This is a genomic window from Luteolibacter arcticus (assembly GCF_025950235.1).
Taxonomy (GTDB): Bacteria; Verrucomicrobiota; Verrucomicrobiia; order Verrucomicrobiales; family Akkermansiaceae; genus Haloferula; species Haloferula arctica.
Window position 1 is genome coordinate 169,732 of sequence record NZ_JAPDDT010000011.1, and the last position, 19,350, is coordinate 189,081.

The window sequence follows — 19,350 nt, forward strand, 5'->3', positions numbered from 1 at the left end:
GTTCGTCGAGGTCCCGCCCAGGCCATGAGAAAGCAACAGAGGGAGGCTCACCGACGGGTGAGCCTCCCTTTTCTCCTTCAATAGCCATGTCCCATTCCTTGCTGGCCGTGCTCTGCGGCTTGTTGCCGCTAACCGCGCTGTCGGAAGTGTTGCCGACTCCATCCATCACCGCTGCCACGCCGGGAGCGGATGCCAATTTCACGGCGGACAACTTGTTCGATAGCGCCGCGGAAGTACTAGGCGGGGAGTACAAGACGAATGCCGGCGGCACGAACACGTTCGTGGATTTCGACTTCGGCAGCGCGGTGGCGATCGATGGCTTTGTCAACGTGACCCGCGAGTCGAACACCGCGAGCAGCAAGGTATCAAATAGTTGCCTGATCTTCGATACCGATGGCGTGTCCGGCTTCAATGCCGCCGCCGATACCGTGGTGAGCTTCACCGCGGCCAATACCGGCGAGCGCGGCCAAGGCTTCGTCAACCGCTTCCCGAAGGTGAGCGCGCGCAAGGTGCGCTGGCAGGTGCTGACCACCGTCTCCGGCACCAATGGCAACACCGGCGGGATGGAGATGCGCTTCCTGCGCGCGCCGGAGGGGGCTGCTCCCATCGCTGGCGTGGCGGCGGTGGCCGGGTCGCCCGCATTGAATGCCACCCTCGCATTGTCGAACGCCGCCAATGGTGTGGCAGGCCGCACGCTGCCCGGAGTCGCGATGACACCCGGCGTGGCTTATGCCAGCAACGGGCAAGGGACCGGCACCGAGATCGACTTCGACCTCGGGCAAATCCAGCCTGTCACCGGCTTCGACTTTTTCGACAACCTCGAGGCCGAGCAGCGGGTCCAGGCCTTCGAGTTGGTCTTCAGCAATGCGGCGGATTTCTCGACGACGGTGGCGACCCGCAGCTATTCGGGAAACTCGCAGTTCACGGTGTGGGATAGCTTTGCGGCGATCTCCGCCCGCTACGTCCGCTATCGCGTCACCGCCTGTGCCGGGGTCAATCCGGGCTTGTCGGACATCGTTTTCTACGCGGGGTCCACTGGCACCTTGCCGGGTGGTTTCTCGGCCACCGCGAATCCGGCCAATGGCTGGCAACACGGCAGCAAGGCCACGCCGCAGGCGGAGGAGTTATCGCCCTTCGAGGTGGCGGCTGCGGCGGCTGCGGGCATCCCTTGCACCCGCTGGAGCGATGGCGGCGAAGAGCCTGCGTTCGCTGGCACGGCACCGGCCGCAGCGTGGGGCGCGGGGTGGGGGAGTTCGACCGCGGACTGGGAAGCCGGTCGCCTTTACCATGCGTGGCGCAGTGGCCATGGCTTTCCCATCGTCTCGCGATTCACGGTCGCGAAGGCCGGCGCCTACAATCTAACAGCCTCGTGGCGCAGTCACACGGTCAGCGGTTGCGCGGCCTCCGCGTGGGTCGTGGTGAATGGCAGCACGGTGGCGAGTGCCACGCTCAGCGGATTCGCCGGGACCACTGGCGGCACGACCACGTCCTCCGGCAGCGCGCCGGTGGCGAATGCCGCGGCCTACGGGCTGTCGCTCGCCGCGGGAAGTACGGTGGACATCGTAACGATGCCGGCATCGGCCAATGGCAATGTCGCGGTGATCGCGTCGATCGCCGAAACCACTGTGGCGGCGGAGACCACCACCACGCCGGTGATCCGGGAATTCTGCGCCGCGAATGACGGGGCGCTGGACGATGAGGATGGCGATAGCTCGGACTGGATCGAAATCTACAACGGCACCGGAGCGACCGTCGATCTCGCCGGCTGGGGACTCACCGACAAGTCCGGCCAGCCGAAGCAATGGACCTTCCCGTCGCGGCTGCTCGCTCACGGCCAGCGGCTGGTGGTCTTCGCCTCCGGGAAGGATGCGGCCAAGCGACCCGGCTACGGTCCGGCCAGCGAGCTGCACACCAATTTTTCCCTGTCGAAAGGCGGCGAGTTCCTCGGCTTGGCGAGACCGGCGGGAACGTTTGCCACGTCGTTCGGAACGTCCTTTCCGGAGCAATACGACGGACTCACCTACGGCAGGGGATCGAATGACGTGACCGGCTTCATGACGCCGACGCCCGGAGCGGCCAATGGCCTCGCCACCACGGTGCCGCCCGCGCTGCTGGTTTTCTCCGTGCCGCCGGGCATCGTCAGCGGCAACAAGCTCGTCACGATCAGCGGCCATGCCGCCCAGCACACGGTCCGCTACACCACCGACGGCAGCGAGCCGACGATGACGAATGGCAGCACTTACAACGGCTTGTCCCTTTCGGTCACCGCGAGCCTCACGTTGCGTGCGCGGGCCTTTGCCAATGGCATCGGCGGGCCGCTCGCCGCGGCCACTTACACGCGGCTGGGATCCACCGCGCAGTATGGCATCACGCCCGGCAGCTTCGCCGGAAGCCTGCCGGTGCTGGTGATCGATGCCTCGGCCGCACCGCCGGGGGACAAGACCCCGGTGACGGCGCGCTTCACGCTGATCGACCGGGCTCTCGCCGATGGCAAGGCGCGGCTTGCCGGGGCTCCCGCGCTGACCACGCGTGGCACGATCAAGCTGCGCGGCCAGTGGTCGGCCAGCTTCCCGAAGAAGAGCTACGCGGTCGAGTTCTGGGACGAGGCGGATCGAGACCGGGCGCTGGAAGTGCTCGGCATGCCGGCCGAGTCGGATTGGACGCTCTACGCCGCCTACCAGACCGACCCCGACTTCCTGCGCAATGTGCTGATGTACGATCTTTATCGTAGGATGGGTCGCTGGGCGCCGCGCACGCGCTACGTCGAGGTCTTTTTCAACACCACGGCCGGCAGTTCGCTCGATGCCGCGGACTACCACGGGATCTACGTCCTGCGCGAGAAGATCAAGGTGGACGGCGACCGCGTGGACATCGCGAAGATGACCGCGGCGGACAACAGCGGCGACGCACTCACCGGCGGCTACATCATCGCCCACGACAAGTACGGGAACTTCGAGCAGACCCACCCCGAGCTGCTGACCGGCAATCGCGACGGCATTCCCCACTGGCCCTACACCGGTGGCGGCGCGTTCATCTACAAGACGCCCTCGGTGACCGACATCACCGCGGCGCAGAAGGCTTACATTTCCGACTACGTTTTGAAATGCGACGCCGCGATCGCCGCACCCGGTTTCCACCATCCGGTGACGGGGCTCCACTACACCGACTACATCGGGCGCGATTCCTTCATCGATCATCACATGATGATGGCCTTCGCCAAGAACCTCGACGGCATCCGGATCAGCACCTATTTCGAAAAGGACCGGGGGAAGAAGCTCAAGATGTCGGCGCTGTGGGACAATGACCTGTCGCAATTCCCCGCGGACGCCGGGAGCGCGGGCGACAACCCGGCCACCTGGAACAGCGACATGCCCGTTTCGGCGAACTACACCGACTACTTCTCGGTGGATGGCCGCACCGCCGAGGGCTGGTTCCACTACCTCCACCAGGATCCCGGCTACCTGCAGGAGTGGGTGGACCGCTACGACCGCTGGCGCAGGGAAGGTGCGCTCGACCTCGCGACGGTCCACGCGTTGATGGATGCCGCTTCCGCCGAACTCACCGCCCCGGACAACAGCGGGATCGCCTCGGCCAATACCCCGGTGGCCCGCAACTACGCCCGCTGGTCGCGCAGCACCCGCGGCATCACCACGAACGGCTCCAATGCCGCGAGCGTGATCTTCGGCAGCGCGTCTAACAGCGAGATCAATCTCCACAAGAGCTGGCTCACCCAGCGGCTCGCCTTCATGGACTCGTGGGTGCTGCGCAAGCCGGTGCCCTCGGTCGCTCCCGGTGTGGTGGCCGCGGGCAGCGTGCTCCAGCTTGGCTCACCCGATCTCACCGGCGCGGCGAAGATTTATTACACGCTCGATCGCAGCGATCCGCTGAAGGAAGACGGCACCCTGGCTCCCGGTGCGGTGGAATGGAGCGGCCCACTCACGCTGGTCTCATCCGCCGTCGTCACCGCCCGCTTGCATCAGCCATCGTCTGCCACGCCGAAGCATCGGCCATGGAGTGCGCCGCTGGTGGCCGGCTACGTCATCGATGCGCGACCCGCAGCGGCGGCGAATCTAACAGTCAGCGAGCTGATGTACCATCCGGCTGATCCGACGGTGGAAGAAATCGCGGCCGGGTTCGCCGATCCCGAGGACTTCGAGTTCATCGAACTCCGCAACGTGGGCGGAGGCCGGATCAACCTGTGGAATGCGCGATTCACCGAAGGGATCGACTTTACCTTTCCGCTCACACTTGATCCCGCGCTGGCCGAATTGGATCCTGGCGAATCGGTGCTGCTGGTGAGCCGGCCGGAGGCATTCCTGTTCCGCTACGGCGCGGCGGCCTCGGCGCGGGTGGCAGGAGCTTTCGACGACGGCGACCACCTGGCGAACTCCGGCGAACGGCTGGTGCTGGTGAACGCTGCCGGTGCCACCATCCTCGAATTCACCTACACGGATGAGCCGCCGTGGCCGACGGAGGCCGATGGCGGTGGCCTGTCTCTCCACTATCTCGGCGGCCCGCCGGACGATGCTGCCGGCTGGACTGCCAAGCTACCCGACCCGGGAGCCCCCCCCTCCGACACCGATGGCGACGGTCAAACCGACAGCGACGAATGGCTTGCGGGCACCGACCCTGCCGATGCCGGCAGCGTTTTCCGGATGACCGCTCCGGCCATCAATCCAAGCGGTGATTTCACCGTCCGCTTCCCGGTCGCCGCGGGTCACCGTTACCGGGTCGAGCGATCCATCGATTTGATCGAATGGGTGCCGGCGCAGGGGGAATTCGTGGCTCCGGCGAGCGGTTTGCACACTTTCACCACTGCGGTGGTGGGGGGGGTGCCTGTGTTTTTCCGCGTGGTCGCCATCGCGCGGCCGTGAAGCGCTCCATCGGGCGTTCGGAAACTGAGTATGCATCGTAGTGCAATAGAGAGGAGGCCGCTCGGAGGAAGGAATGCCAATATGTTGTCATGACGCTAGGAAACCGCTCAAGCTCACGCTTCCGATTCCATGGCCTGCGTTTCGCGACCGCCCGCCACCGTGGCTTTGCCCTCGTGGTGGTGATGTCCTTGATGATGCTCATCATGGTGCTGGCCATTGGCTTGCTACAACTCGGCACCGTCTCGCTGCGAACTTCGAACCATGACATGGCGCTGGCCCAGGCTCGCTCCAATGCCCGGGTCTCGCTGATGCTGGCGATCAACCAGCTCCAGATGGAGTTGGGTTCGGACCGCCGGATCAGCGCTCCGGCCGGCATTCTCGATAGCAGTCCCGATTCGCCCGAGGCGGAGGGAGTGAGCCAACCTCACTTCACCGGCGTCTGGAATGCGGCCGAATCTCCCTTCGCCAAGTGGACCCTCGACCGGCCGTCGTATGACAAGGAGCAGAGCTTCCGCAGTTGGCTGGTGTCGGGCGATCCCTCGGACCTTCGCACGATGGACTTCGCGAAGACCGGTGCGCCATCGGGAGATGAAAGCCGCACCGCGGTAGGTGGCGGTGCCGACTCGTCGCGTGATGTGGCGGTGCCGGTGATTTCCAGCGAGCGCGCGGGCTTCGCGTGGTGGACGTCCGACAATGGCACCAAGGCCGTGCTGCGTGCCGGCGAGGAACCGGACTCTTCCTCCAAGTACGAGAGCCTGGTAGGCAGCCGGCGCGCTAATGGCGATGGCCATGCCGCACTCGATCCGCGCCTGCCCGATCGCGACAATGGCCTGGATGGCCGGCTCGTCGACCTGGCAACCGCGGATGTCGCGGTGCCGCCGGCCGATCCCGAAGACGTGGTTTCTGAAAAGTTGATCCACGATCTGACCACCCGCAGCGAGATCGTCCCGGTCGATGTGACCAATGGCGGCTTGCGCAAGTGCATGAATGTTTACCTCGATTGGCTGGCTGCCCAATCGCCCGCCAATCGCGCCGCCGCGGGGACCCTCGGCAAGATGCGCAATGCCTCGATGGACTACCGCGTCTGCTCGTGGGACCAGCTCCGCAACTACGAGAGCCTCGGGCGCGCGGGCAGCATGGTGACGCTCGATGCGGTGACCAAGCGTCCGAAGATCCGCACCTTCAAGCAAACCGGCGCGGCACCCGAGAAGGAGTGGAATCCCACGATGAGCGACGACCGCTTCCGCATCCAGCCGGTGCTGCTGAAGCTTTCCTACGTGGTGAGCTACGCGACCGAAAAGCTGACGGCACCTACGGATCCCAACAAGCCGTATGCCATGCGCCTTTTCCTCTATCCGATGGCGGTGCTGTGGAATCCTTACAACGTCGATCTCGAAGTGCCCGAGTACTGTGCGTCCGGCATCTGCCCGCTTACGTTTGACATCAACAAGGGTGCTCCCAACGCCTTCAAGCTGGACCTCACCAAAACCAACACGGCGACGCGGCTTGCCTTCGGTCCGGAAATGGGCGGAGCTGAGAAGTTCACGAACCTGGTGATTCCTGCCGGGGCGACCAAGGTGCTCTATCCCCAGCCGGTGCGTTGGGAGTCCCACCCGGACGAGCATCGTTACAAGCCCAAGGCCCCGTATGAGTATTACATGTGGGCGCAGACGAAGAAGTTCGACCTGGGGGACTCGAATTTCGGCGGCGTTCTCAAGAACCTGCTGGGAAAGGCGGACAGCTTCGCGAGCATCCCCGGGCAGGAGCTGACCGGTGCACCGAGCGACGTGCTCCGGGTGGCCGTCTCGCCAGTCGGAAACGACGGCCTGATTTCCCTCGGCGTCGATGGCGCCCATACCGACTGGTGGGGAAACAATGGCCCGGGTGGAGACACCCAGGACACGCTGCAGAAATTCGGGACGTCCACCACGGTGAACTTCCGGATGGAGAGCTCGACGCCCCAGATCAGCCTCATTCCCGAGACGGAGGTTCCCAGCCGCACCTTCAGCCAGTTGGAGAACCGGCCGACGCCGCTGCTGTTGTTCGAGTTTTACCGCAAGGCGGCTGACGAAGACCTGTTTCCTAACAAGCCGGGATCCTTCACGGTGGCGGGAAATCCGGCCCAGGGATCCACCAGCAGTTCCATCGGCAGCAGCGATCCGGTGACGCCGTGGTTCGAGAGCGCGTATTCATTCCGCTTCAAGTCACTGGGCTCGTGGCTCGATGTCACCAAGACCTTCCAACTGCCGCCGGACCGGGATGACCGCGTCTATTTCGGGGCAAGCTATTCGCCACGCGGACAACTCAACGTGGTGGACCAGGAAATCCCGCTGTCGCCGATGGTGTCGCTCGCCGAGCTCCAGCACCTGCCGATGTTCGACTACCGGCCGACCTACGATCCGGCGGTGAAGACCTTCAACACCGTCTGGTACAAGGGAGACTACGCGTTTTATCTGGGGCGGATGACCCAGTTCGCGCAGAACCATGCGATCGGAAACTCCTACGCGAGTCCGGGGATTCCATCCGACAAGCTGACGCAGGCCGGCTGGCGCACCGCATTCAGCTATGGTGAATTCAACCATCTGCGGGTGGATCGCTCCTATGTCGCGAATGCGGTGCTGTGGGACAGTTGGTTCTGTTCCTCAGTCGCCGCGCAGGATGGCCTGGTGCTCACGCAGGATGGCGACAAGCGCAAGTCGCGGGAGGTGGCCAAGGATTTCCTGGAAGGCACCACCTCCTTGCCGAATGATGCCGTCCAGCCGCGCTTCCAGGGAGATCTGGATGAACTCGTGAGCTCGCTCTTCGACGGCAGTGGCAATCCATTGCGCGACGCCCATGAGAAGATCGCGGAATACCTGCGCATCGAAGGCGGCTTCAACGTCAACTCGGTCTCGGAAGAGGCGTGGGCGCACTTCCTTTCCAATCTGCTGTCGCGGCCGGTGCTGATGATGGAGTCGCGGACCGGCACGGAATCGGTGTCGGTGCTCGCGCCGGAGAAGGACAAGTTCCTCATCTCCCGCCACTCGCTGGCCAATGCGCCGCCGGCCGAGCGCGGCAGTGGCAAGGAGCAGGAGGATCGCTACTGGAATGGTGCCCGCGAGGTGACGGCCGGCCAGATTCGCGAACTCGCCACCGCCATCGTCAAACAGGTCAAGACCCGCGGTCCGTTCCTTTCGCTCGGTGAATTCGTCAATCGCCGGCTGGTCCGCGAGGCCGATCTGGCACTGTGCGGTCCCTTGCAGGCGGCGCTCGACGATCCGGATGTCACCATCAATGAGCCGCTGCGCGACACCGAGATCACCGGCTCGGAATCGACCTCCAAGGGCAAGCCGCGCTACAGCTTCGCCGCCGCTGCCGAGGGCCCGCGCAAGCAAGGCATCGCGGGCTACGTCACGCAGGCCGACCTGCTCTCCTCGCTCGGCACCTCGATCACCCCCCGCTCCGATACCTTCACCATCCGCGCGATGGGTGAGGCGAAGGATGACAAAGGCAATGTGCTCATCCGCGTATGGTGCGAGGCCGTGGTCCAGCGCGGCTCCGCCTACGTCGATCCGGCGGATGCAGCCTCGGTCGCGCCGGCCGCGCTCAAGCCTCTCAATGCCCGCTTCGGTCGCCGCTTCGACGTCGTTTCGTTCCGCTGGCTCAATCCACAAGAAGTGAAAGCCGTTTCATGAAAGCCATCCCTTTGCTCCGTCTGTTAGTCGCCGCTGCGGTCGTCTCGTGCGGTGCCTTGCACGCGCAGGACAGCGCGTCGATCCGCCTGCTTGCCTTCAGCCGCGTGGGCGATGCACTGGAGGTGATGGTCGCCGGTGCCGATGGCAAGCTGCTGAATGACAAGCCGCTGGCCTTGCCGACCGAGCAGCTTTCACCCGCCGTGACCGTGGGCACGCGCTCGCTGGTTTTTCAGACACCCGGTGCGACTCCCGCACCACTCGGGAAAGTGGACCTGCCCGCGACCGGCAAGGACTTCATCCTGATCTTCCTGCCGGATGCCAAGGCGGCGACGCCGTCCTACAAGGTCGATCCGGTGCCGGTCCCCGAGGGGGGCTTCGGGTCTGGCGATCACGCCTTCGTCAACTATAGCGGCTCGAATGTCGGCTTCGTGATCGGCGGTGAAAAGCTGCAGGTGCCGCAGGGGAAATCCGCGACCTATCATCCGAAGGAGACCGGGGGCAACCGCACCATGGCCGGCTATCATCAGGGGAAGGATGGCAAGTGGAGCACGACTCCCTTTTACTCGAGCCGGCTGATCATCCAGGAAGGCGTGCGCAATCTGGTGCTCATCGTCCGTGATCCCAAGACCGGCCTGCCCGACTTCCGCGGCATCTCCGATTTCGTGGAGAAGCCGGCTGCGACGCCGTAGAGTCCTTTGCTTTGGAATGTAGCCGTTCAAGCCGGGATCGGGCGAAGAATTGAATCGCGAAAGAACGCCAAAATGCGCGAAATTTGTTAGAAGAAGGGTCTTCTCCTGCCATTAGATTTCGCGCTTTTTCGCGTGATTCGCGGTTCACCTCAAACTTCCGGGGTGCCCGAAGAGCTGGAGCCGTTCGTCGCGAATCAGCAGCTACGAAACTTTGCAGGCTGCTCTAGCGCAGGAGCTCCGGGTCGACCGATCACGGAGCCGATTCGGTCGCGAGCAGGCGCACGAATCTCTTCGGCTCTCCGGCGACCGGCAGTCTCACGGTGACTGCATCGGGGGACTCGCCTTGTTCATCGACGGCGTAGCCCGCGGCATCCGCCGCGCCGATGAGGAGGTTCGTCCATTCGATCAAATCCGTGCCATGCTGGACGATCGTGCTCACCCGTCCCTCGGAATCATCGCGACGGTTGAAGGTGAAGATCAGATTGCCCTCGCTGATGCGTGCGGCAGGCAGGACCGATGCGTCGGACGAAGCCGGATCGCCGTCGAGGACCCATTCTAACAGATTGACCACTCCGTCGCGGTCGGGATCGGCATCGGTCGAGCGGTTGTTGCCGGCGATGGCGGGAAAGCCGGACATCCACGATTGATAGGGCGTGCCGATGATGGTGGCGCGCAGGTTGTCGATCTTGGCGGCACCGGTGAGGCGGACGAAGACGCCGTCGGCGGTTTCCGGGGCGGGGCCGAGTTCGGCAGCGGTGACGTTGAATGACCACGGCTGGATGCCGGCGGTGGCACTGTCGAAGTCGAGATCGATGCCGGTGGTCAGGTTGCGCACCGCCATTGTGACCGGGCGGCTGCCGGCGTTGCTGGTGCCGAAGGTGATGAGAAACCGGTACCATTGCCCGCCGCTACCGGCCAGCGGGCTGGCGGTTTCGGTGCCGAAATTCGGGCCGCGACGCTGGAAGCGGACCGTGCTGGCCCCTCCGATGCCGAAGCTCATGCCGGTGTCGGTTGCGTCGAAGAGCCCGTCACCGTCGACATCCTTCATGAAGGCGACGGAGATGCCGGTGTTGTATTGGGCGTCGAAGGAGAGGGTGCAGGCCGCGGCGGGCTCGATGATGCCTTTAACGCCGCCGACGTAGGTGCTGGAGCCATTGGTGCCGAGCGCCTGGCCGCCGACGTAGTCGCCGCTGTCCTGGGTCGCGAGAACCCGTCCCGGCGAGCCCGAGGAAGCAAGCGACCAACCCTTGGATCCGGTATAGGGCTGGCCGTTGGCGTTGCTGCTGATGACGGCGATGTCCGCGTTGGCGGCAGGATAGCCTTCGGTGGTTTCGAACTTGATCGTGCCGGGTGGCACCGGCGGAGGGGGGCGTGGTGGAGGATCCACATCGGGTGCCGTGAGGGCGTCGGTGGTCGGCGTGAGGATGGCGGCGAAGCCATTGCCCACGCGCACCGTGCGCTGGATGGTGGAGTCGCGGTTGACCACGGAATGGCCGACCTTGACCTTGGTGCTGGTGGCCACCGTGGTGTCGTCGCGGTAGAGTTCGAGGCGGAAGTTTTGTCCCGCGGGCAGGAAATCGAGGGGGACGGTGAAGTCGCGGGCGGTGTTGCCATTGAGCGCGCCGACGAACCAGATGCCGCCCTTGCGACGCGCGATGGTCGCGTGGCTGCCCGGGTAGCCATCGAGCACGCGGGTCTCGTCCCAAGTCGTCGGCAGGCGGTCGAAGAAGGTCAGCTCCGGGACTTCCTCAAGCACCGAGACCGAGCCACCGGCGCCGGCGCTGCCGGGGGATCCCAGCGGCCGGTCATACCAGTAGAGGAATTGCCACGGACTGAAGATGCACACGGACTTGGCGAGCTGCGAGGCGTGCGAGCCCATCGTATTCACCCGCGAGGCGAAGTAGCAGTTGGTCTGGTCTCCGGCGCCGGCGAGGCCGCGGGTGAAGATGGTGTTGAGCACCGTGGCGTTGGAGGGGGTTTCTTCATCCCCGCGGATTCCTTCCTGGGTCAGCAGGTTCGGAAAGGTCCGCGACACGCCGGTGGGCCGATACTCATCGTGAATGTTCACCATGAGCTGGTGCTCGGCGCACTTCCTGACCGCCTCGTGCAGCCAGCGGGTATTCGCCTGCGAGCCGACGTGGACGAAACCGAACTTGATGCCGGCCACGCCCCACGACTGGTAGAGCGGCAGGATCTCGTCGAGCTGTTGGCTCAGGGCGATCTGGTTGACGTAGAGGATCACATCGACGCCCTTGGTCTTCCCATAGGCGATCACGGCTGGCAGATCGAGCGGGCCGGGCGAACGGGCGGGATCGACATTCACCTCGCTGGCGTCGGAGGCGGCGCTGGTCTCCGCACCATACCATCCGGCGTCGAACATGATGTACTTCAGGTCGTGGGCCGCGGCGAAATCGATGCACGCCATCGAGCCCTGGGTGGTCAGTGTGACCTCGCGCAGCACCTTGCCCGGGCGGATCCACGAGGTGTCCGCCACCTGCGAGGGCTCGCACAGGTTCAGCATGAAATGATTGCCTTCCAACAGACTGCCCGGCGATGGCGCGACGCGCACGAAGCGCCACGGGCTGGTGTAGGTCGTGGTGAAGGCGATGCTGCCCGCGAGGCTGGCGACCAGGGTGGAAGTGCCGGTACGGGTGAATTTCATCCGCGAGCTATCGACCAGGCCCGCTTCGCCGAGCGCGGCGTAGAGGTCGGTCGCGAGCTCGGCCAGCACGGGACGTTCGACCGCACCGGAGACACTGGAGATGGCTTGCTTGGAGATCGAGGCCTGGGCCGTTCCCGAGGTCCAGACCTGGGTGGTCGTGGGCAAAGGAAAGCTAGTCTTGTCCGAGGCGATGGAGCCCGTGCCTTCGATGAGGTAGCGAAGGGCCACGCCGTCATCATAGACGCGGACCTGCAGCTTCACGCCGAGCGAGCCTTGATCCGCATGGGAGATGGTCAGCGTTTCCTGCCGGTACTTGTCGGACACCGCCGAGCGCTCGCCGAAGGCATTGGTCCAAGAGCTGTCGATGGAATCGGCGACCACATTGGAAATCGTGCCTTGGTCGGCCACCACGCCCACGCCGGTGATGTCGAGTCCGAGCGCGCCGCGGGTGACCACCGCGCGGCCGTTGTCGGTCACGCTATGCAGCAGCGCTTGGGTGCTGTCGTCGCGCTCCAACGCGAAGACCAGCTTCCCGTCCGGGCTCGCGAGCGTGCGTTCGGGAACAATCGCGGCGTGGGCGGGCAGGACGAGGGTGGCGAATGCGAGCGAAAGACGGAGTGGCAACATGAGCATGAGAATCGCAGGGATAGTGGATGGGAGTCGCGCCCGCCCGACGACCTCTGCCGGACGAGCGCATTCCCTTCCTCGAGACAGAGAATCAGGGAGCTTCCTCCACCAGCAGGCGGGCGAATTTCTTCGGGTCGCTGCCGGTCGGAACCGTGACGGTGATCAAGTCGGGTGCCGCGCCAAGTTCATCCACGGTGTAGCCCGCGCCGCTTTCCGCGCCGATGACCACGTCGGTCCATGTGGCCAGGTTGATGCCATGCTGGAAGGTCTGGGTCACGAGTCCTTCCGAGTCGTCGCGGCGGTGGAAGGTGAAGACCAGATTGCCGCCGGACACGCTGGCGTCGGGAAGGATCGCCGCATCGGAGGTGGTGGGATTGCCGTTCAACACGAACTCGAGCAGGTTCGCGATGCCGTCGTCATCGGGATCCTCCTCGGCCAGGCGATCATTTCCAGTGATCGAAGGGAAGCCATCCATCCAGGTGTCGTAGGCGGTGCCGATCGGCGGCTCCACCGAGGTGACCCGGAGGTTGTCGATGCGGGCGCTGGCGGTGGTGCGGATGAAGATGCCATCCGAGCGTTCCGGAGCGACTCCGAACTCGGCATCGGTGACGGAGAAGGTCCAGTTCTGGATGCCTTCGGTGACGGCATCGAAGTCGTAACCGGTGCCGGTGGTCAGGTTCCGCACCGCCATGGTGATCGACCGGCTACCGCTGACGCTGCTGCCGATGGTGACCGAGAACCGGTACCAATTGCCGGCCGTGCCGGTGAAGCCGGGGCCGAAATTCTCAGTGCCGAAGGCCGCGTTGCGGTACTGGAAGCGGGCAGGCGTGCCGCCAATGCCGAAGGCCATGCCGGAATCTGTCCCTTCGAAAAGGCCGTTGGCATTGACGTCATCCATGAAGCCGACCGAAGTGCCGGTGGCGTACGGCGCATCGAAGGTGAGGGTGTTGGTACCGGTGTACTGGATCACGTTTTTGACCCCGCCGACGTAGGTTCCGGAGTTGCTGGCACCGATCGCTTGTCCTCCGAAGTATTCGCCGCTCGATCCGGACGCGTGAACGTTCAGGGAACTGCCGGAACTGGAAAGCGACCAGCCGTTGATGCCGGTGAAGGGTCCCGTCACATCGAGCCCGGCGACCACGTCCGGTGCCGTGGGATAGCTCTGGGCGGTTTCGAAGGTCACGGTGCCTGCCGGGAAGACCGGAGTAGAGGTCCACAGCATGATCTTGCCGGGGCTGCTGGTATCGAGGATGTAGCCCTCCGGGACCGAGGCGAAGCTGCCGAACAAGGAGCCGGTGTAGGTGGCGATCACGTAGTTCAGCGCGGTGGGTGCGGAGACGACATTCAGGCTGAGGATCGCGCCGTTCAGGTCGAGATTGCCGGTCACCGCGAGCTTGTCGGCGGTGGCTCCGTCGAGGTCGCAGGCATAGGTGCCGGTCAACATCAGGTCCCCGGTGGCGAGCGTGCCGACACTGGCACCGGGGGCGAGCGTGCCTGCCACGGTCACGTCGCCGGCAATCGTTCCGGTGCCTTTGAGGGTGGCCGTTTCATCGACCTCCACGTAGCCGCTGGCCAGTGTCCCATCGACCGCCAGGGTGCCGCCGGAGACCATGGTATCGCCCGTGAAGGTATTGGCGGTGGCGATCGTCAGGGTGCCATTGCCGCTCTTGGTCAAGCCAGCTGGACCGCCGATGCTGCCGGTGCCGCCGAAGGTGAAATCGTTCGCGGAATTCACCGTGACCGAAGCCGGCAGCAGCGAGCCATCGAGCGTCACGGCTCCCGCGGGGGAGGTGGGGCCGAAGGTCACGGAATCGAACTGCTTGAAGACATCGTTCGACGCGCCGTTGAGGAAGTTCGCCGAGCCATTGACGTTCCAGGTGCCGTTGGCGGCAGCATTTTTCCAAAGCACGCTGGCGCCGACCGAGTTGACGGTCACGCTCACGGCATTGTCCACGGCCTGGACGGACCCGCTGAGGCGGGTGCTGCCGGTGCCCGAGAAATCGGCGACCCATGTGGCGCTGCCGGTGATGCCGCCGGTGGCCTGGATCAAGGTGTAGGTCCCCAGTGCGGGTGCCTCGGCAAAAAGTGGCTTCACCGTGACGCTGCCGCCGCCCAAGGCGAGGACCTCATCGACTCCGAGGTAGCCGCTGCCGGAAGTTTCGAGCGGGACGGTGATGATCGCGCCGCCTTCAAGGCTCAGCGCCTTGAGGTTTTTTCCAGTGGCACCGATGGCAAGGTGAGCGCTGTTTTTCACGGTGACTGGGCTGGTGCCGAGGGTGCCGCCGAGGACCAGCTTGCCAGCCTCCACCGTGGTGGCTCCGGTGAAGGTGGCGTTGCCTGTTAGAGTCTGGGTGCCGCTGCCGGTCTTGGTGAGCGCCACGGTGCCGGTGCCGTTTTGGATGGTCCCGCCGAAGCTGGCGGTGGCATCTCCCGCGCCAAGCGTGAGGACGGCTTCGGTGGCGGCGAGGGAGCTCGAGACCGTGCCGGTGTTGCCGGACAGGCCGTTGATCGTCTCCGGGTTGCCATTGAGGTCGAGCGTGCCGCCGTTCATCAGCAGGTCGGATGCGCCGATCCCGTGGGCCATGGCGTCATCGCTGGCCGTATTGAGTTTGACGGTGCCGCCGGTGAGTTTCCACGAGCCGCCGCTGGTGGCAGTGGTCTCGATGGTGAGGAGTTGGCCGCGGTTCTCGAGGGTGCCGGTATAGGCGGACATCGACCCCTCCAGCCTGAGGTCGTAAGTTCCCACGCCACCGGGATAGCGGGTCAGATTGGCGCTGCCGCTGATCGCGCCGGTCTGGTGGATGATGTTGTTGCTTCCAGTCCCATTGGTGGCGATCCCGCTGGGGGCATCCACCACGATCTGCCGCGGCGAATTGACGTTGGCATTGCTCCCCGCACTTGAGAACAGCGCGCCCCCGCGGAGGACAATCCGGTTGGCGGCGTTTCCGAAAGCGGCATCGCCGAAAGCAAGGTTGCCGCCGGCGACCACGATGTCGCCGGTGAAATTCGAGTTGTTATTGGTCAGGGAGAAGCGACCGCTGGAAGCCGGCGTGGTGATGTTGCTGCCGTGCTTGATGACCAGCCCGCCGGTGGGAGTGCCGGTGATCTTGGCGTTGAAGTTGTTGTTCGCGAAACTGGCGTTGCCGGTGATGGCTGGAAAGCTGTCGCTGTAGGTGCCGGCGAAGGTGAGGGCGAAGTCGCTCTGGGTCGCGCTCGCACCGATGGCCAGGTAGTTGGCACCAGTCGAGCCGGTGTTGATCTGGATCTGGTTGACGGTGATGTCGGACGCGATGGTCACGGTCTTGGTGCCGGCGCTGTAGGTCCCGCCGAAGATGGCGGTGTTGCCATTGGTCCAAGCAACGTGGGCGAGGGTATTGCCTTGGTCCCAGTTGGTGAGGGCGGTGTTCCAAGTGCCGGTGGCGTAGGTCGAGACACCGTCGCCGGGCGTGGCGATACTGGCCGCGCCACCATCCCAGAAGAGATCGGCGGCATGGGCACTGCACAGCGGCAGGGTGGCGAGCGAGATCAAATGAAGGCGGAGGTTTTTCATGATGCGGGAATCGGGTCGTGCTAAAAGGGGGGGCTGGCGGGAATAGCCCGCGGCCTCCGGTTCTCGCGAAATTCCCCCAAAAAATTCCCAGCCTCCCGGTCGATGCGACCGCGACCGGCCTAAATGAAAATATTTTCGCGAAAACCGGCCCGCCGCGCCTAATCCCTTGATCCGGCCCTTCCCGATCCAACCCGGCCTGACAGAATTCCGATGAAGCCCGAACAAAACCGCGAGTTCGTTGCCCTGATGGTGCCGTGCCAGCAGTCGATCCGGAATTTCGTCTATAGCATCCACCCCGACGCCGGCGACCTGGATGACATCATGCAGGAAACGGCCATCAGCCTGTGGGAGAAGTTCGACACCTTCGACCGCACGCGGGAGTTCCTGCCGTGGGCGATGCGGCTCGCCTACTTCGAGGTGCTGAGTTTCCGCAAGAAGCGCAGCCGCGACCGGCTGGTATTCTCGGACGAAGCGGTGGAGGCCCTTGCGGCCGAGGAACCGGAGGTCGAGCTCACCGAGCACGTCCGGGAGGCGCTCGAGACCTGCCTGTGCCGGCTCGACCCCCGGGCCCGGGCGGTCGTCGAAGCCCGCTATGGCAAGGGCAGCTCGATCTCGGATCTGGCCATCCATCGCAAGGAATCCGTCCACCGGCTCTACCGCATCCTCGACAAGGTCCGCGCCCTGCTCATCGACTGCGTGCGCGGCCAATTGATCGACCAAGGCTTACCTGCTGACCATGTCTGACGACGCCCCCGCCCCCCGCCTGAAGTATCTCCTGGCCCGCCTGTCGGACGGCCAGCTCGATGCGACCGAAGCTGCCGAACTCGATGGCATGATCGTCCGCGATCCCGCGGCGCGGCGGTACTACCGGCGCCATACGAGGGTTCATCTGGCACTCACCGATCTTGGGGAAGCCAGCAAGATCGTCTCCTTTCCTGAAGTGCGCCATGCGCGGAGATGGCCGGCCTTGGCCGCGGCGGCGGCCCTAGTGCTAGCAGCCGGCACGGCGTGGTGGTCGTACCGCGCTGACAACGCGCAATCCCCTGCGCCGGTGGCGGAAAAGGAGTCCGTCCCGAAGAGGGTTCTCGCGGTGGTGTCCGCCACCGAGGATCTGCGGTGGAGTCTTCCCGAAGCTGCGGCCGGCGGACAACGGATCGGCACCGGAATCGTGAAGGTATTCAGCGGCAGCCTGTCCCTTTCATTGATGGGCGGACAGACGGTCCATCTCAAGGGGCCCGCGGAATTCGAGTTGATCGAGGAAGGGGAGATGGCCCTCCGCAAGGGGCCAGCCGCGTTCCGTTCGCTCGCCGGCCAAGCGCCCTTGATCGTGCACCTTCCCCACGGAGCGCTGGTGGACATGGGCTCGGAATTCTCGGCGGATGTCGGGAGTGACGACACCACCGAGGTGCGCGTTTTCGAGAACCAACTCACCGTCTCGACCACCGGTCCTTCCGGCCGCACGCAGGAAGAACTCCAGCTCGGGCCCGGCCGGACGGTGCTGGTGAATTCGGCATTTTCGCCGGGCACGCGGCCCGCCACCGACTTCCTGCGGGTCCCCCCCCCGCCGCTCGCGCTTTCACCGGGTGGCGAGCAATCCTACGCCGCCGCCGTGATCGCTTCCTCGCCCGCCGCCTACTGGCGTTTCGAGAAGACCAATCCCCAGCAGCAGGTGCCCGATGAAACCGGCCGCCATCCTCTCCAACTCATGGAGAAGGCGCGGCTGTTTGGAAACGACGGGCAGCGCTTTCTCATCACCAACCAAAGTGATGCCGCCGGCTTCGCGCAAACTCCCGCTGGCATCCCGAACCTCGACACCGCCCGCGGCATGACCGCGGAGTGCTTGTTCTCTTCCTCCTCAAAGAACTACGGAACCCTCATGGGCTTCGAGTTGGCCGATCCCGGACCACGGCCGCCAGACATCCCGCTCAAACTCAATCACGCACCGCAGAATTTCGTCATCGAGCGCATGGGCCGGATGGGCGAAAAAATCGGCCATGTTCATCCGGATTTCGCCGTCCGCACGATGCTCCGCGCGCCGGCCGGCTACTTCGGCGGGATCAATTGCTACTCGCGCGAGTCCCATCTGCTGCACCGCTGGGTCCATGTCGCGGTGGTCCGGGATGCCACCCGCATCCAGCTCTATGTGGATGGCGAGCTATCCGACTCCACCCAGGCTTCGCTGGTTTTCCACAACGTCAACTTGCGGCCGATCATTGGTCGCCTCCAACCCAACCCGAAGGACGAGCTCCGCCAGTGGGTCGGCGGCATCGACGAAGTCGCGCTCTACGATCACGCCCTCTCCGCCGAGGAGATCCGCGCCCACTCCGCGGCCTTGAAGCGGTGAACGTCCTGAGCGGTGCGGGATCGTTCCCGGGGCTGATGGAGTTGACCGCTGAGGCGCTGAGGTCGCAGAGGGACGCAGAGAAAGAGGGGAATGATGAGGAACTGGAGCATTCTACGTAATTTCGTACCCGCTTGGTCTCCATGGAGGCCACGATCTTCGGACGAATCGGAAGTTTTAAGTGAACCGCGAAATCACGCGAAAATGCGCGAAATCTAAAGGCAAGAAGAGACACACGGAGGCCACGAGAATAGCGGATCGAACCCTTGAGCGCCGCGTTCGGCTGGAAATTCAGCTTTGAGGGAGGGGCAGGCGAACGCTACATGTTCGCGATGATTATCATGCGATACCTTTGGCTCTTGCCTGTTATTCTAACTGTCGCTTCGTGCGGGAAGAAGACGGTCAAAGCAGCCCAGGCAGTAAGCGGCGAGTACATCACGGTCACCGAGGGGGTGACCGCGCTCGGGGGTGATCTTGACGGTGTCCTCAGCTTCATCATCGTGCCTGCGGAAGCTGGCCAAGTGGTGCTTGGGCGCCAGGCAGCGGGTGGATCCGGCTTCACTTGGGACGGGGTGGTTCGCTTTCAGGGCGGGAAGGCGGTGGATTTCAAAGTGAATTCTCCCGGGATCGGGAAGGAGGGCACGGCCGTCTTCGGCGACCAAACCTTCGACCTCCAGAAGGGGGAAATCTTTCGGGTCGCCCGCGATGCGAGCGTGAAGCAAATCCCGGGTTCGAAAGCAGGAAGGAAGAAGGATCCGGGCACGGCAAAGCGACTCGCCGAGATCCGCGGGGATTAGGAGGCTGTCCGGTAAACAGCTTCGGAGTGATGCGGCCGAGAATTGCTTAATGAAGAGCTGAAGGCAGGGGCGGGACGCCCCTCCAACGGACTGGGGCAAGATGCCCCAGCTACTTTTTGAGCCAAGCTCCAAGGCA

At 64.5% G+C, this 19,350-nt stretch carries 8 protein-coding genes; 6 read left to right on the forward strand and 2 right to left on the reverse strand.

Annotated features, from left to right (window positions below):
• The first annotated feature begins 86 nt into the window (after positions 1 to 86).
• The 3 genes from OKA05_RS21000 (at position 87) to OKA05_RS21010 (ending at position 9,237) form a co-directional block, all read left to right on the forward strand.
• Entirely contained in the window at positions 87 to 4,874 is a 4,788-nt protein-coding gene (locus tag OKA05_RS21000) for a CotH kinase family protein (RefSeq protein ID WP_264489157.1), read from the forward strand.
• A gap of 89 nt (positions 4,875 to 4,963) precedes the next feature.
• Complete coding sequence (locus OKA05_RS21005; protein WP_264489158.1) at positions 4,964 to 8,548, forward strand: hypothetical protein; 3,585 nt, start codon at positions 4,964 to 4,966, stop codon at positions 8,546 to 8,548.
• Entirely contained in the window at positions 8,545 to 9,237 is a 693-nt protein-coding gene (locus OKA05_RS21010) for a hypothetical protein (RefSeq protein WP_264489159.1), read from the forward strand. The genes OKA05_RS21005 and OKA05_RS21010 overlap by 4 nt, the downstream gene beginning before the upstream one ends.
• A gap of 250 nt (positions 9,238 to 9,487) precedes the next feature.
• Here OKA05_RS21010 and OKA05_RS21015 read toward each other — a convergent pair whose 3' ends face one another.
• The gene (locus tag OKA05_RS21015) at positions 9,488 to 12,526 is read right to left on the reverse strand and encodes a glycoside hydrolase family 97 protein (RefSeq protein WP_264489160.1); all 3,039 of its coding nucleotides are present in this window, start codon (positions 12,524 to 12,526) and stop codon (positions 9,488 to 9,490) included.
• 91 nt (positions 12,527 to 12,617) lie between these two features.
• A complete protein-coding gene (locus OKA05_RS21020; protein WP_264489161.1) occupies positions 12,618 to 16,076 on the reverse strand; it encodes a beta strand repeat-containing protein in 3,459 nt (1,152 codons plus the stop codon).
• Between the two features lie 210 nt (positions 16,077 to 16,286).
• Here OKA05_RS21020 and OKA05_RS21025 point away from each other — a divergent pair, with 210 nt between their 5' ends.
• The 3 genes from OKA05_RS21025 (at position 16,287) to OKA05_RS21035 (ending at position 19,214) form a co-directional block, all read left to right on the forward strand.
• Positions 16,287 to 16,820, forward strand: a complete 534-nt coding sequence (locus OKA05_RS21025) for a sigma-70 family RNA polymerase sigma factor (RefSeq protein WP_264489162.1) — start codon at positions 16,287 to 16,289, stop codon at positions 16,818 to 16,820.
• Positions 16,813 to 18,420 carry a LamG domain-containing protein gene (locus OKA05_RS21030; RefSeq protein WP_264489163.1) on the forward strand — a complete coding sequence of 536 codons (1,608 nt, stop codon included), beginning with the start codon at positions 16,813 to 16,815 and terminating at the stop codon, positions 18,418 to 18,420. The genes OKA05_RS21025 and OKA05_RS21030 overlap by 8 nt, the downstream gene beginning before the upstream one ends.
• 338 nt (positions 18,421 to 18,758) lie before the next feature.
• Positions 18,759 to 19,214 carry a hypothetical protein gene (locus OKA05_RS21035; protein WP_264489164.1) on the forward strand — a complete coding sequence of 152 codons (456 nt, stop codon included), beginning with the start codon at positions 18,759 to 18,761 and terminating at the stop codon, positions 19,212 to 19,214.
• Positions 19,215 to 19,350 lie beyond the last annotated feature (136 nt).